This is a genomic window from Promicromonospora sp. NPDC059942, assembly GCF_042731755.1.
Taxonomy (GTDB): Bacteria; Actinomycetota; Actinomycetes; order Actinomycetales; family Cellulomonadaceae; genus Promicromonospora.
In genome coordinates this window covers 82935-95683 of sequence record NZ_JBHWLR010000014.1, presented here as the reverse complement: position 1 = coordinate 95683, position 12749 = coordinate 82935, and the positions used below count along the sequence as shown (strand labels likewise).

Below are 12749 nucleotides of genomic sequence, written 5' to 3'. Positions count from 1 at the left end.
GGTGTGTTCGTCGACCGGTCGGGTCGCTACCGCGTCGTCACTGGCCGGGGGCCAGCTGCAGCGAGAACTCGATGCTGCCCTCATCCTCCACCGTCACGAACCCGAGGTCCGGCGCCTCGACGCCGAAGTCCTCGAACGTGATCGGCACGCTGCCCACCACCTGCACCGGGTCGCCGCTGGTCGCGTCGCCCGCGACCTCGGCGTCGAACGTGGCCGTCTGCGTGACGCCGTGCACGGTCAGGTCGCCGGTCAGCTCCACCGCCGTGGCGCCCGCCTCGATGGGCGCCGGCTCGGTGAGCACGAACGTCGCGGTCGGGAACTGGCCGACCTCCATCGCGGTGTCGCGGAAGTACCCGTCGCGGTTGGCCTCGTCGGTGGCCACGCTCGCGATGTCCACCGTGATGTCGGCGGCGCTGATCGCGCCGTCCGCGACGGTCACCGACCCGGTGACGTCCTCGGTGCGCCCGGTCACGGTCACGTCCTCGCCCTGCAGCACCTCCTCGACGCGGTAGCCCGCGAACGACCCGTCGGTCACCGTCCAGGTCCCGGCGGCCGCCTCGGCGTCGGGCAGCGGTGCCGCCGACGCCGCCAGGCTCGGCTCCTCCGCGGCGGCCTCGTTGGCCCAGTCCGCGTACAGGCCCGGCCCGAAGATCGCCGCCGCCCCGCCGATCACGACCACGGCCGCTCCGACGCCGATGCCTACCTTTGCCCCAGTGCGCACGCTCCGCCCCTCTCGTTCGCAGGCCGACCGGATATCGGCCTCTGCCCCGTACGACGGGTGAAAGGGCAGAACGGTTCAACTGGTTCGGCGATGAGTTCGGCGGGCCCGGGCCGTCGGTAGCGGCAGGGGCGTGTTGCACCGCCCCGTCCCGAGCGCACCTGGAGGAATCATGACCGACACCTTCGACGTCGACGTGACCCGCGACCTCGACGGACCCGTCGAGGCGGCCTGGGCCGCGTGGAGCACCCCCGAGGGCCTGCGCGCCTGGTGGGGGCCCGGCCCGTTCACCTGCCCCGCGGCCGAGGTCGACCTGCGGGTCGGCGGCCGCGCGCTGATCGCGATGCGCGCCCCCGCCGAGTACGGCGGCGGCGACACGTGGTCCACCTGGGACTTCACGGTCGTCGAGCCGGTGCGGCGCATCGAGTACACGTTCCGGTTCAGCGACGCCGACGGCGCGCCGCAGGCTCCGCCCATGGACGACGTGCCCGCCGAGGGGCACCACGAGGTCGAGATCACGGGCCTGGGCGACGGGCGCAGCCGCATCCACATGGTCGAGCACGGGTACACCAGCGCCGCGTCCCGCGACATGTCGCAGCAGGGACTGGAGGCGTGCCTGGACAAGATGGCCGGGTACGTGGCGGGCCGCTGACGCCGTCACCGGCGCGCCTCGCTCCGGCGTCCCTCGCCCCGGCGTCCGGCACGCAGCAGGACGATCGCGAGGGCCACGAGCAGCAGGCCCGCCGCCGGCGCCTGTGCGAGCGCGGCTGGCGCGCCCCAGACGTCCGCCGCCCGGCCCGCGAGCGACGCCGCCAGCGCGGAGCCGGCGGCGCTCGCGGAGTTGTTCCAGGTGAACGCCTGCGTGAGCACGGCCGGGCGGACCGCCCGCTCGGTCAGCACGGTGAGCAGCACCAGGGTCGGCGGCACGGCGGCCTCCGTGAGCACCAGGGCGAGGCCCAGCCAGACGGCGGACGGCGCGAACGGCAGCAGCGCGGCGGTCGCCGTCAGCCAGACCGTGACGAGCACGAGCTGGCACCGGGCCGGGGTGGGGCGTCGGCGCCGTCCGTAGAGCCAGCCCGACAGGAGGCCGGCCACGCTCCCGGCGGCGATGAGCGGCGCTGCCGTGCCGGGCGTCCCGTGGCCGACCGCGAAGGCCGTGACCGCGACCCCCATGGTGCCGAAGTACAGGCCGATGGCGAGGTTGAGCAGCGCCAGGACCAGGAACGCCGGCGCGAGCAGGCCGGACCGCGTGCCGCGGGCGCGTTCGGCGGCGGCGTGCGGCGGGGGCGCGGTGCGCCGCTGCAGGGCCAGGGCGGTGCCGCCGCCCAGGATCAGGGCCGCCGCGGTGAGGCTGGCCGCCGTCGTGTGGCCCGCCGCGCCCAGCGCGGTGACCAGCACCGGCCCGAGCAGGAAGCTCGTGGCGTTGGCCAGCGACTCCAGGGAGAACGCGCCGGGCAGGTCGTCGGCGCGGTCGCCGCGCAGCAGGTGCGCCCAGCGGGCGGCGGACAGGGCGCCGAGCTGGGGGACCGCCGCGCCCGCGCAGCCCGCGGCGATGACGGCCGCCGTCGGCGACTGCGCCAGGACGACGCAGGCGACGGCGGCGCCGTGCGCGACGAGGTAGAGCGGGAGCACGCGGGTCTGGCCGAATCGGTCGACCAGGCGGGCGAGCTGCGGGCCGACGACCGCCTCGGCCAGGGCGAAGACCGCGGCGGCGAGGCCCGCCGTGGCGTACGAGCCTGTGCGGTCGTGCAGCAGCCACACCAGGCCGAGGCCCGTCATGGCGATGCCGACGCGGCCGGTGGTCGCGGCGAGGAAGAAGGCGGCGGCGCCGGGCGCGCGCAGCAGGGAACGATAGCCGGAGGCGGCTGCAGGCATGGGTGTCCTTCGTCGCCGCCCGGCGGGACGGGCCACCCGGGGTCGCCGGCGCCTGAAACTGCGATGGGGTGCGACCCGTGGCCCGCCAGGGGACATCCAGGACTGCGGTAGGACGGGACACGCGCCCCTGCCGCCGCCCCCGACACCGGGCGGTACAAACGTGGTGCCCGGGCCGATGCGGACCCGGACGACTGCGAGGGACGCTAGCAGTCCTGGCCGGTCAGCGGAACCTCGTCGTGCCGGGCGACGGCGAACGTGCTGCCCGGGTACCGCAGCCCGGAGAAGTACATGTTGGTGTGGGCCACGATCTGCTCGCCGGTGATCGCCACGCCGTCCCACACGGTGTCGCGGGTGGTGTGCGCGTCGCTCACGAGGGTCACGTCGTAGCCCAGCGCAGCGGCCCGCTGCGTCGTCGTGCGGACGCAGAAGTCGGACTGGGTGCCGGCGACGACCAGCCGCGTGGCGCCGAGCGCGTCGAGGATGTCGCGGAGGTCGGTGTCGGCGAACGAGTCGCGGTACGCCTTGTGCACGAGCGCCTCGTCGGGGCGGCGGGACAGGCCGTCGGCGAGGGCCCAGCCCGGGGTGTCGCGCTCCAGTCCCGGCTCGTGGTGCTGCACCCAGACGACGGGTGTCCCGGCGGCGCGAGCGCGCTCCGCGAGGGCGGCGGAGCGGGTGACGACGCCGTCGGCGTCGAAGCAGCCGCGGACGACGTCGGCCTGGAGGTCGATGAGGAGGACGGCGGTGGTCGGGGGCGGGGTCACAGGCGTGGTCATGGGCAGGGGGCCTCGCTGAAGCTGTCGGGGTCGCCGAGCGGGAACCGGTAGCAGACCGTGTCCGCGTCCCCGGTGGGCTGGCCGGTCCAGTCGTTGCGCTCGCGGGAGTATTGGACCACGATCTCGCTCGGCGACTCCTCGACGACCGTCCCGTCCTCGATCGCCTCCGGGCGCGGCGACAGGTGCAGCTCGTTGCGGTCCAGGTCGGCGAGGCGCCACGCCCACCGGTCCTGGGCGGTGTCGAACGCGGCCATGCCGATCGCGACGAGCAGGACCACGGCCGCGGTCAGGACGGCGGCCACGATCCAGCGCGTGCGGTAGCGGGGCTCCGAGGTCGTCATGAGTCGTATCGTGCCAGGTGAGCGGGCCGCCCGAACCAGACCCACAGCGGTCGTGCCGTGGCCAGGACGACGACGGCGAACAGCGTCTGGTTCACGAGCCCGGCGAACGACAGGCCCTCGGTCAGGGCGAGCACGGTGCCGTTCACCGCGACGTCGACCACGATGACGACGACGCCGAGCACCACACCGGCCCGGCGCCGCAGGAGCAGGAGGACGACGACGAGCGGGTCCACGACGGTGAGCGAGACCCAGAACAGGCGCACCGTCGTCGGAAAACTGGCGTAGACCTCCGTGCCGCCCAGCACGAGGTCGACGACGTGGGTGGTGGTGCCCACCAGGTAGCCGAGCACCCAGACGAGCCGGACGACCTGGAGCGCGCGGTCCGACACGGGCGCTACCGGGCCAGGCGCATCGCGATGCTTGCGGGCGCCGTCTCGACGAACCCCAGGCTGCGGTACAGGGGCCGGCCGGGCTCGTCCGCGTTGAGCGTGACGTACGGGTCGGCGGGCGCGCGGTCCGCGATCTGGTCCAGGAGCCATGCCATCACCCGGCGACCGAGGCCGCGGCTCTGGTGCTCGGGCAGCGTCGCGATGTCGGCGATGTGGAAGTACCAGCCGCCGTCGCCGAGCGTGCGGCCCATCGCGACCGCCCGGTCTGTCGCCACCTCGCGGACGTGGCAGAAGGCCCAGCTCGACGTCAGCACGGGCGCGGCCTGCTCGGCGTTCTTGGGGGAGAGGCCGGAGGCCGCGCGCAGGTGCAGGTACTCGTCGACGCTGGGCGCGGTGGGGACCAGGAGGTACGGGTCGTCGCTCATGAAGGCACCCTAAGCATGTGCGCGCCGCAGGTCCGCGGACGCCCGCTACCGTGGCTGCGCATGACGCACACCGATCTGGAGATCGACGCCGATCTGATCCGGGGCCTGCTCCGTGAGCAGCACCCCGACCTGGCGGAACTGCCCCTGGAGCTCGGCGCCCGCGGCTGGGACAACCAGCTCTGGCGCCTAGGGGACGACCTCGCCGTCCGGCTGCCGTGGGCGACGGCGTCCGCGGACGAGCTGCTGCGCAAGGAGTATGCCTGGGTGCCCGGCCTGGCGGCGGGCCTTCCGCTGCCGATTCCCGTGCCGCAGCGCCTCGGCGAGCCGGCCGAGCGGTTCCCGCGGCCCTGGATCGTCACCACCTGGGTGCCCGGGGCGCCCGCCGACCGCGCGCCGGTCACGCGGGGCGACGAGGCGGCGCGGGCGCTGGGCTCTTTCCTGACGGCGCTGCACCTGCCCGCGCCGGAGGGCGCGCCGGTCGGTCGTGGCCGGGGCGGGCCGCTCCGCGGGCACTCCGCGGGGTTCGGGGCGCAGCTCGCCGAGGCGGCGGAGCGCGGCCTCGTCGCCGACCCGGACGCCGTCCGCGCCGTCTGGGACGATGCCGTGGCCGCACCCGCATGGGCGGGGCAGCCGGTCTGGCTGCACGGCGACCTGCACCCGGCCAACATCCTGACGGCGGACGGTACGTTCTGCGGCGTCATCGACTTCGGCGACCTGTGCGTCGGCGACCCGGCCTGCGACCTCTCCGCGGCGTGGCTGCTCCTGCCGGACGGCGGGGTCGACGCCTTCCACGACGCGTACGAGCGGGAGGTCGACGACTCGATGCTCCGCCGGGCCCGCGGTTGGGCCATGGCCAAGGCGCTCGTCGGGATGCTCATCGGGGAGGCCGGCGTGCACGGGCGGCCGGGCGGCAAGGCGTCGTGGGGGCCGCCGGGGCGCGCAGCGCTGGACCGGCTGCTGGCGACGGCCTGAGCCGTCAGGCGGCGAGCTCTGACAGCAGGCGCTCGCGGAGCCGCACGAGCTGGTCGGCCGACTCGGCGGGGCTGACGCCGTCGGTGAAGACGGTGGTTGCGGCGACCTCGCCGGCCAGCGGGTCCGCGACCCACCGCGCGATCCAGTCGTGGCCCTCGTTGGCCCAGTCCGCGTACAGACCCGGCCCGAAGATCGCCGCCGCCCCGCCGATCACGACCACGGTCGCTCCGATGCCGATGCCTGCCTTTGCCCCGGTGCGCACGCTCCGCCCCTCTCGCTCGCAGGCCGACCGGATATCGGCCTCTGCCCGTACTGCGGGTGAAAGGGCAGATCGGTTCAATCAGGGTTCACGATGAGTCCGGGGGCGGCATGCTGAGGGGCGGCCTCCGGCGCTGAGCTCGATGACTTCGGTCCCTTGCTGGGACGAATTTCACTGTCGGCGAGGTCGTGTCCAGAGTCGCGCCAATACGCCCTCAGTTCTTGGTGTGCCGGGCTGCAGGTGCACGATCACCCGCAAGAGCACGAAGAGTGCGATGCATCCAGCGAGGATCAGAGCGATTGCAGCGAGGTTCTGCCAGAACCCGTCAGCCTGGGCGAGTACGGCGCCGGAGCCCACGAGGAATCCTGCGAGGGTGACGAAGATCGCCAGGACTTCAATGATCCCGACCAGGCTCTCGGACACGATCCGCCGCGCCTGTGAATGCTGTTGCTCGATCTCTTGCCGAGCCGCGTGCAGTTCATCGGCGACTGCCGCCTTGAGGTCCGTGAGAGCACGGGCAACGAGCTCGTCGATACGTTCGTCGAGTGCTTTGGTGGCGTTGATGAGTTCACGTTCACGGACGTAGTCCTGGTGCACACTGTTGCTTCCAGGACGGAGCAGATCGATCGCGACATCTACGCTCTGCAGTGCTTCGTCGAGTCTGCCCAACCGCCGCAGTGCGCCGGCACGCCAGTAGTGAACTCCGGGTTCGTCTTCGCCCAGGCCGATGATCTCGTCCGCGAGCTCGACAGCCAGTCGGTCAGCTTCGGGAAGATCTGAAGCCATCCAGAGACCCTGCAGGCACAGGAACCGGCACGACTTGTCGTAGCCATCGGCCGAGATGGCGGCCGCGAGGAGTGATGCTGCTTGAGGCGTGCCGCTTCCGAGAGCCGCGAAGGCAGCGAGGGCCCGCAACATTGCGTCGGTGGAGAACTCGCTCCGCACGGAGCGGGTCCAGGACAGTAGCTGGTTGAACTTGAAGTCGAACTGGAGGCGGGTCCCCCGCCCGTATGCGAGAGCAAGGCGGGAAGTTCTCGTTGAGGATGACCCGTCCGGGACGCGCAGCGTGTCATCAGGCAGCGGCATACCCAGTCGGCGGGCGCGCCACGAAAGGCTGTGCGAGCACCGTCTCAGTACATGCACAGAGAGCCCGTTTCGATCGACGATATCGGCGAGTTCCAGGATCCAGTCGATCTGGTTCTCAGTCTCATGGCGCGGCACGTGCCGGCTGATGGCCTTGATCGCATCGTCCGGGCTCAGCCCCACCAGGGTGTCGTCGAATGCCTGCCGCGCGTCCGGTTCATGGGTATTTGGCATGGTGCGAGGGTAGACGGTAACGCGCATGGGATGCGTCTGATCGGGAGCGAGGGTGGCCCGCATCCGACAGTCTGACGGCCGTGACCGATGACCGTTGCTCAGGCCTCTTCCGCGGGTGATCTCTCCTGGTCAGGGGCGTGTGTGGTGGGTGTAGCTCCTGCGCGCCTCAGCCGCCGGAGTGGTCCGGCAGGAGCTGAGCCGCGAGCGATCGTGCCGTCGCAATGAGTGGCGCCGTGTCCAGCCCAGCCCGGCCCAGCGACGCGTAGCGGAGGGAGTGGCCGTACGTCACCCGGATCCGCCGGAGGAGCTCGACGGAATCGCCGCGTGCATCTACGCCTGACCGGCACTGCCGTGGCCCGGCGGCTGGGGCGGGGACCACGCACCACTCGGACGGGGGGCGCCGGGTGGGCTGCACTTCGTTCACCCAGCGCACACATGGTTCGCCTCTGCTGGATTGTTCAGCGGAGGCGGACTTGGCGGGGCTCACACGAACGGTCTCCGGCAGACCTGGCACCCCCTGCCTGCCTCTGCCCGACCCGGCCAGCCTCCGACCTGCCAGCCCCGGTCCGTCAGCCTCCGACGTGGCGGCCGCCCCCCCCGGATGCCACGGCGGAGCCCTATGCCGACGCCGGCCGGTGGTGGTCCAGGTAGTTCTGCGTCGTCGTGAGGCTCGTCATGTCGGGCATGCGGTCGAGGTAGACCAGGCCGTCGAGGTGGTCGATCTCGTGCTGGAAGACGCGCGCCGCGTAGCCGCTGACCTCGCTGGTCAGGATCTGCCCGGTCTCGTCGGTGTACCGGACCGTGATGGTCTCGGACCGGGGTACCAGGCCCAGGTACCCGGGCACGCTGAAGCAGCCCTCCCAGTCGAGGACGGTCTCGGCGGAGCGTTCCAGGACGGTCGGGTTCAGGATCTGGATCAGGCCGGTCTCGGGCCGGTCGGGGAAGACGTCGGTCCGGCGGACCTCGACGATCGCCGCCCGCACCGAGACGCCGATCTGCGGGGCCGCAAGTCCGGCGCCGTTCAGCTCGCGCAGCCGGGTGGTCAGGGTCGCCAGCAGCTCCTGGGCCTGGTCGGCCTCGATCTCCGAGGTGGGGGCCTTCAGCCGTGGGTCGCCGATCGTGACGAGGTCGTCGTCGGCGACACCCTTGATCCAGTTGTCGTCGCTGCGGTGCTGGCTCACTCGATTCCTTCCGGGCCGGGCGTGGTTCCGCGCCACCGTACCCGCGGCATGGTTGCGTGGGGCGCATCCACGCTCGGCTCAGGGCGCATCACCAGGGGAGACACATGTCGGACGCACGCCGGGACCGGCTCGCCGGGCTCTTGGCGGAGGCCGCCGCCCGGTTCGGCGTGACGCTCGACGGCGAGCCGGTGCGCGGGTCCTACGACCGGACCCTCGCCGTCCGGACGTCGGGCCCGGCGTGGCTGCGGGTCACGGCGCAGCCGCCCGAGTGGGCCCAGGGCGAGATCTGGGACGGCATCGCCACCGCGACGGGCGCGCCGTTCGACGGCATCCCGATGCCCCGGCACCTGCGGTCGACGGAGTGGGCCGCGCGGTGGGACGACGTCGACGAGGTGGTCCGGGCCGACCTGATGACCTTCGTGGACGAGCCCGCCGTGGGCACCGGCCTCGTGCTCGACCATCCGGTCGACCTGCCCGATACCTGGTGGGCCGAGCTGCGGGCCGGGCTCGACACCCTGCGCCGGGTCACCGCGACCGAACGCCGGGTCCTGGAGCCCGACGCCGTCCGGTCCTCGATCCTCGCCCGGTTCGATGTGGAGATCGACCTCGGCCGCGTCGACTGGGAGGTCGCCCACGGCGACCTGCACTTCGGCAACCTCACCGCCCCGAACCTGACGATCCTCGACTGGGAGTACTGGGGTTGGGCGCCCGCGGGGTACGACGCCGCCGTCCTGGCCTGCTCCGCGGTCCTCCAGCCCGACGTCGCCGCCCGGGTCCGCGCCGAGTTTGCTGACGCGCTCGGTACCTACTCCGGGGCGGTCGCCCAGCTCGCGGCCGCCGACAAGTACCTGCGGCTGGTCGGCATCGGCGCGTACCCGGAGATCGCGGACCCGGTCCGGCGTCGGGCGGAGGCCGTCGTCCGGGACCAGCTCGGCTGACCGGCCGCGCGCGTGTTCGGCCTGGTCCGCGCGATGGGCGCCGTCAGGCGGCGGGCACCGTGCGGACGGCGTCGAGCCCCCGGGTGCGGTTGAGCTTCCCGGTGATCCGCGAGGTCACGGTGCGCGGAAGGAACCGCGGGAGCCAGGACCCGACCTGGTTCAGCCGTCGCCCCGGGTACGACACGCTCCTGCCCCGGGCGAAGTCGTCGAGGGTCCGGCGGGCCACGTCGTCGGCGGAGTCGAGGAGCCGCTGGTCGACGGTGTGGGTGGTGCCCGCGAAGAACGCGGTGGCCGTCCCGCCGGGGTGCGCTGCCATCACGCGGACGCCCGTACCGCGCAGCTCCTCCGCTACCGCCTCGGTGAACGACAGGACGAACGCCTTGGTCGCGGCGTAGGCGGCCTGGTAGGGCATCGGCTGGAAGGCCGCCGTCGAGGCGACGTTGATGATGCCGCCGCGGCCCCGGGCCGCCATCGGGGTGCCGAACCCGTGGGTCAGCGCCATGAGGGCGGTGACGTTGAGGTCCACCGCCGTCTGCTGGGGCTCCAGCGGGCGGTCCAGGAAGGGGCCCGCCGGGCCCATGCCCGCGTTGTTGACCAGCAGGTCGACCGGGACCGAGGCCGGGTCGAGGTCGCGCAGGAGGGCGGCGACCTGGTCGGGGTCCGTCAGGTCCGCCGCGCGGGTGGTCACCGCGACGTCGTGCGCGGCGCGGATCCGGGCGGCCAGCGCGTCGAGCTCAGGGGCCGAGCGCGCGACGAGCACGAGGTCCGAGCCGCGCCGGGCGAGCTCGGTGGCGTAGGCCGTGCCGAGCCCGCGGGAGGCGCCGGTCACGAGGGTGGTGGTGCCGCGGTAGCTGTACATGGTCCGCCTTCGTCCGTAGATGCTTCGAGTCTCGAAGTAGTTCGGACCCTAACACCTTCGAGTCTCGAACTAATACGGCTAGGATCGCCGGATGAGCCAGACCGATCTCGAAGCCGTCGTCCGGGCGAACCACGAGCTCTTCATGCTCACGGGCGACCGGGCGGCCGACGTCGTCGCGCGGCACCGGCTCACGCTCCAGACGGCGCAGGCGCTGTGGGTCATCGACCCGGAAGAGGCGCCGCCGTCGATGAAGGTGATGAGCGAGCGCCTGCACTGCAACGCGCCGAACCTGAGCTTCGTGACCAACCAGCTCGTCGAGCGGGGCCTGGTCGAGCGCGCCACGGACCCGCACGACCGCCGGTCGCGCGTCGTCGTCCTGACCGCGGAGGGCCGGCGCGTGCGCACCGAGATCATCGCCGGGACGCTGGACCGGACCCCGTTCGCCGGCCTGGACGCCGACGACCTGCGGGAGCTGGCCGGTCTGCTGGCAAAGGCGCTCGCGGCGCGGGACGACCAGGCCGCTCTGGACGGCGCCGCAGGCTAGCGTCCGCTCACCTCCGCGGGCCTGCGACCTCCAGCAGCAGGTCCACGAGCCGCTCGGCGGCGTCGGGCACCCCGTTCTTGCGGGCGGCGTCGGCCATGCGCTCGCGCCGTCCGGCGTCGTCCAGGAGCCCGGCCAGCGCCCCGCGGAGGTCCGAGAACGTGAGGTCGCCCTCCAGGGCGACGGCCGCGCCCAGGTCCTGCAGCCGGCGGGCGTTGTGCGCCTGCTCGTTCCCGGCGGACGACGCCAGCGGGATCAGCACCGCGGGCTTGCCCAGCGCCGTCAGCTCGGCGATGGTCCCGGCCCCGCTGCGGGAGATGACGACGTCGGCCAGGGCGAGGACGTCCGGCAGCTCCGCCCCGACGAACCCGAGCACGCGGTACCGGGCGGCCAGCTCCGCCGGGAGCGTGGCGGTGCGCTCGAACATCTCCTTCAGGTTGTTCGGCCCGCACTGGTGGATCACGTTCGCCCGCTGGAGCATCCAGGGCAGCGTCTCGGCGACCAGCTCGTTGATCTGCACCGACCCCTGCGCGCCGCCCGTGACGTACAGGACGGGCAGGTCGGGGTCGAACGAGTCGAGGCCCAGCGCGTCGACGGCCTTGAGCGGCTCGCCGGTCAGCACCTCGGCGCGCACCGGGTTGCCGGTCACGACCGCCCGCTCGCGCACGGCGTCGGGCAGGAGCTCCAGGGTGGACGGCGACGACACGGCGACGCGCGTCGCCCGCTTGGCCAGCAGGCGGTTGGCCAGCCCGAGCCGCACGGTCTGCTCGTGCACCACGAGCGGACGCCGGACCAGGCCCGCCGCGATGCCGACCGGGACGGCGACGTAGCCGCCGGTCGACAGGATGACGTCCGGCTTGAAGTCGGCGACGATCGATCGGGCCTGCGCGACGCCGAGCGGCACCCGCGCCATGTCCTTCATGTTGCTGGCCGACAGCATGCCCAGCGGGTTGGCCGACCGGCGCAGCTTGCCCGTCGCGACCGGCAGGAACCGGATGCCCTCGGACGCCGTGACCCGGGCCTCCAGCCCGTCGGCGGTGCCCGCCCACAGGACGCTGACGGCGGTGCCCGACTCGGCCAGCCGGGACTGCAGCGCGCGCAGTGTCGTGAGTGCCGGATACGTGTGGCCGCCGGTCCCGCCACCGGTGACGAGCAGTCGGAACTCGGACGGCTGTGAACTCACGAGACATCTCCCTGGACGGCAGCGGAAGGGGGCGTGATGTCCACTCTAGGGGGTCGACGGCGGTCGTCCGCTTCGCCAGTGAGGTACGGATAGTCGCAGTTCAGCGGGTCTTCTTCGAGGTCAGAGTTTCTCCTCCTTCAGCGGCCCGAAAGCGGAGAAACTCTGGCCTCGAAGAGGAGCGCGGGGAGCCCTCCGACGGCCCCCGGTGAGACGTAGATCACCGCGCCCCGAGGCTCAGCCGGCCTTGAGGAACTCGGGGCGGATGACCTCGCGCAGTGCGGCGGTGACGGTGGTCAGATCGATCGGGCCCGAGGCGGGCTGGGCGGCCTGGTCGAGCTGCTCGAGGATGGCCAGGCGGGCCATCGTCGACACGGGCAGGTCTCGGTCGGCGGCCATGGCGGCGAGTCGTCGGTACTGGTCATCGGTCAGCCGCACCGACAGCACCCGAGGCGCCGGGGCGTCACCGCGCCGTCGGCCGACGGCGTCCTCGGGCAGCGAGTCGTGCCGCTGGGTCTCGGACTCCTCCGCGACCTCGGTCAGCAGATCTTCGATGTTCGGGTTCTCACTCATCGGGTTCTTCCTCCTGCTCGTCCTGCTCCCGCCGAACCGGAGTGGGCTCAGCGAGTGAAGCCGCGCGCTCGTAGTGGCGCTGGTCGGCGTCGTTCGACTTCCACGCGTTGGCGCCCCAGAGCTTGTCACCTTCGCGCACCGTGATGACCGTGACGAGGATTCCGGCAGTCTCCGACCAGCCGATCGTCCTGTCCGACAGGCCCTTCTTCGCGGCCGGGTCCGGCGAGAAGATCACGGCCGCCGGGTCCGCGAACGCCTCGTCGGCCCATTCGGGCTCGATGTTCGTCTCCCCGGCAGACTCCTTACGCGTCGATCTGGTGCGGATGTAGTCCGCGCGGTGCTTCCAGTCGGGCGCTTCGGGCGGATGCCCTTCGGTGTTCACGTAGTTGAATCTACTACGTTACCAAA

At 72.7% G+C, this 12749-nt stretch carries 17 protein-coding genes; 4 read left to right on the top strand and 13 right to left on the bottom strand.

Annotated elements, in window-relative coordinates; all coding sequences use genetic code 11:
- Positions 1–37 precede the first annotated feature (37 nt).
- Positions 38–721: a YceI family protein gene (locus tag ACFV9Q_RS21175; protein ID WP_377230474.1), complete on the bottom strand. Its 684-nt coding sequence runs from the start codon at positions 719–721 to the stop codon at positions 38–40.
- A gap of 169 nt (positions 722–890) precedes the next feature.
- Between ACFV9Q_RS21175 and ACFV9Q_RS21170 the strand changes: the two genes are divergently transcribed.
- Complete coding sequence (locus ACFV9Q_RS21170; protein WP_377236034.1) at positions 891–1370, top strand: SRPBCC domain-containing protein; 480 nt, start codon at positions 891–893, stop codon at positions 1368–1370.
- Between the two features lie 5 nt (positions 1371–1375).
- Here ACFV9Q_RS21170 and ACFV9Q_RS21165 read toward each other — a convergent pair whose 3' ends face one another.
- The 5 genes from ACFV9Q_RS21165 to ACFV9Q_RS21145 form a co-directional block, all read right to left on the bottom strand.
- Positions 1376–2593, bottom strand: coding sequence for an MFS transporter (locus tag ACFV9Q_RS21165; RefSeq protein ID WP_377236033.1), 1218 nt, complete (start codon positions 2591–2593; stop codon positions 1376–1378).
- Between the two features lie 203 nt (positions 2594–2796).
- The gene (locus ACFV9Q_RS21160; RefSeq protein ID WP_377236032.1) at positions 2797–3366 is read right to left on the bottom strand and encodes an isochorismatase family protein; all 570 of its coding nucleotides are present in this window, start codon (positions 3364–3366) and stop codon (positions 2797–2799) included.
- Entirely contained in the window at positions 3363–3707 is a 345-nt protein-coding gene (locus tag ACFV9Q_RS21155; RefSeq protein WP_377230470.1) for a hypothetical protein, read from the bottom strand. Before ACFV9Q_RS21155 ends, ACFV9Q_RS21160 begins: the two co-directional genes overlap by 4 nt.
- A complete protein-coding gene (locus ACFV9Q_RS21150; RefSeq protein ID WP_377236031.1) occupies positions 3704–4096 on the bottom strand; it encodes a hypothetical protein in 393 nt (130 codons plus the stop codon). The genes ACFV9Q_RS21155 and ACFV9Q_RS21150 overlap by 4 nt, the downstream gene beginning before the upstream one ends.
- A gap of 5 nt (positions 4097–4101) precedes the next feature.
- The gene (locus ACFV9Q_RS21145; protein WP_377236030.1) at positions 4102–4521 is read right to left on the bottom strand and encodes a GNAT family N-acetyltransferase; all 420 of its coding nucleotides are present in this window, start codon (positions 4519–4521) and stop codon (positions 4102–4104) included.
- A 60-nt stretch (positions 4522–4581) separates the two neighbouring features.
- Between ACFV9Q_RS21145 and ACFV9Q_RS21140 the strand changes: the two genes are divergently transcribed.
- Positions 4582–5493, top strand: a complete 912-nt coding sequence (locus ACFV9Q_RS21140) for an aminoglycoside phosphotransferase family protein (RefSeq protein WP_377236029.1) — start codon at positions 4582–4584, stop codon at positions 5491–5493.
- 4 nt (positions 5494–5497) lie between these two features.
- Here ACFV9Q_RS21140 and ACFV9Q_RS21135 read toward each other — a convergent pair whose 3' ends face one another.
- From ACFV9Q_RS21135 to def, 3 genes are all read right to left on the bottom strand, one after another.
- Complete coding sequence (locus ACFV9Q_RS21135; RefSeq protein ID WP_377236028.1) at positions 5498–5755, bottom strand: hypothetical protein; 258 nt, start codon at positions 5753–5755, stop codon at positions 5498–5500.
- A gap of 168 nt (positions 5756–5923) precedes the next feature.
- The gene (locus ACFV9Q_RS21130) at positions 5924–7069 is read right to left on the bottom strand and encodes a hypothetical protein (protein ID WP_377236027.1); all 1146 of its coding nucleotides are present in this window, start codon (positions 7067–7069) and stop codon (positions 5924–5926) included.
- A gap of 617 nt (positions 7070–7686) precedes the next feature.
- Entirely contained in the window at positions 7687–8250 is a 564-nt protein-coding gene (gene def / locus ACFV9Q_RS21125) for a peptide deformylase (protein ID WP_377236026.1), read from the bottom strand.
- A gap of 104 nt (positions 8251–8354) precedes the next feature.
- Between def and ACFV9Q_RS21120 the strand changes: the two genes are divergently transcribed.
- Positions 8355–9188 carry a phosphotransferase gene (locus ACFV9Q_RS21120; RefSeq protein WP_377236025.1) on the top strand — a complete coding sequence of 278 codons (834 nt, stop codon included), beginning with the start codon at positions 8355–8357 and terminating at the stop codon, positions 9186–9188.
- 43 nt (positions 9189–9231) lie between these two features.
- Here the strand turns inward: ACFV9Q_RS21120 and ACFV9Q_RS21115 are convergent, their stop codons facing one another.
- Positions 9232–10047, bottom strand: coding sequence for an SDR family NAD(P)-dependent oxidoreductase (locus ACFV9Q_RS21115; protein ID WP_377236024.1), 816 nt, complete (start codon positions 10045–10047; stop codon positions 9232–9234).
- 91 nt (positions 10048–10138) lie between these two features.
- On the opposite strand from ACFV9Q_RS21115, the gene ACFV9Q_RS21110 reads away from it, so the two are divergent.
- Complete coding sequence (locus ACFV9Q_RS21110) at positions 10139–10591, top strand: MarR family winged helix-turn-helix transcriptional regulator (protein ID WP_377236023.1); 453 nt, start codon at positions 10139–10141, stop codon at positions 10589–10591.
- Positions 10592–10598: 7 nt separating this feature from the next.
- Here ACFV9Q_RS21110 and ACFV9Q_RS21105 read toward each other — a convergent pair whose 3' ends face one another.
- The 3 genes from ACFV9Q_RS21105 to ACFV9Q_RS21095 form a co-directional block, all read right to left on the bottom strand.
- Positions 10599–11771 carry a glycosyltransferase gene (locus ACFV9Q_RS21105; protein WP_377230750.1) on the bottom strand — a complete coding sequence of 391 codons (1173 nt, stop codon included), beginning with the start codon at positions 11769–11771 and terminating at the stop codon, positions 10599–10601.
- Positions 11772–12005: 234 nt separating this feature from the next.
- Positions 12006–12341, bottom strand: a complete 336-nt coding sequence (locus ACFV9Q_RS21100) for a hypothetical protein (protein WP_377236022.1) — start codon at positions 12339–12341, stop codon at positions 12006–12008.
- Positions 12334–12723: a hypothetical protein gene (locus ACFV9Q_RS21095; RefSeq protein ID WP_377236021.1), complete on the bottom strand. Its 390-nt coding sequence runs from the start codon at positions 12721–12723 to the stop codon at positions 12334–12336. Before ACFV9Q_RS21095 ends, ACFV9Q_RS21100 begins: the two co-directional genes overlap by 8 nt.
- Positions 12724–12749: the final 26 nt, after the last annotated feature.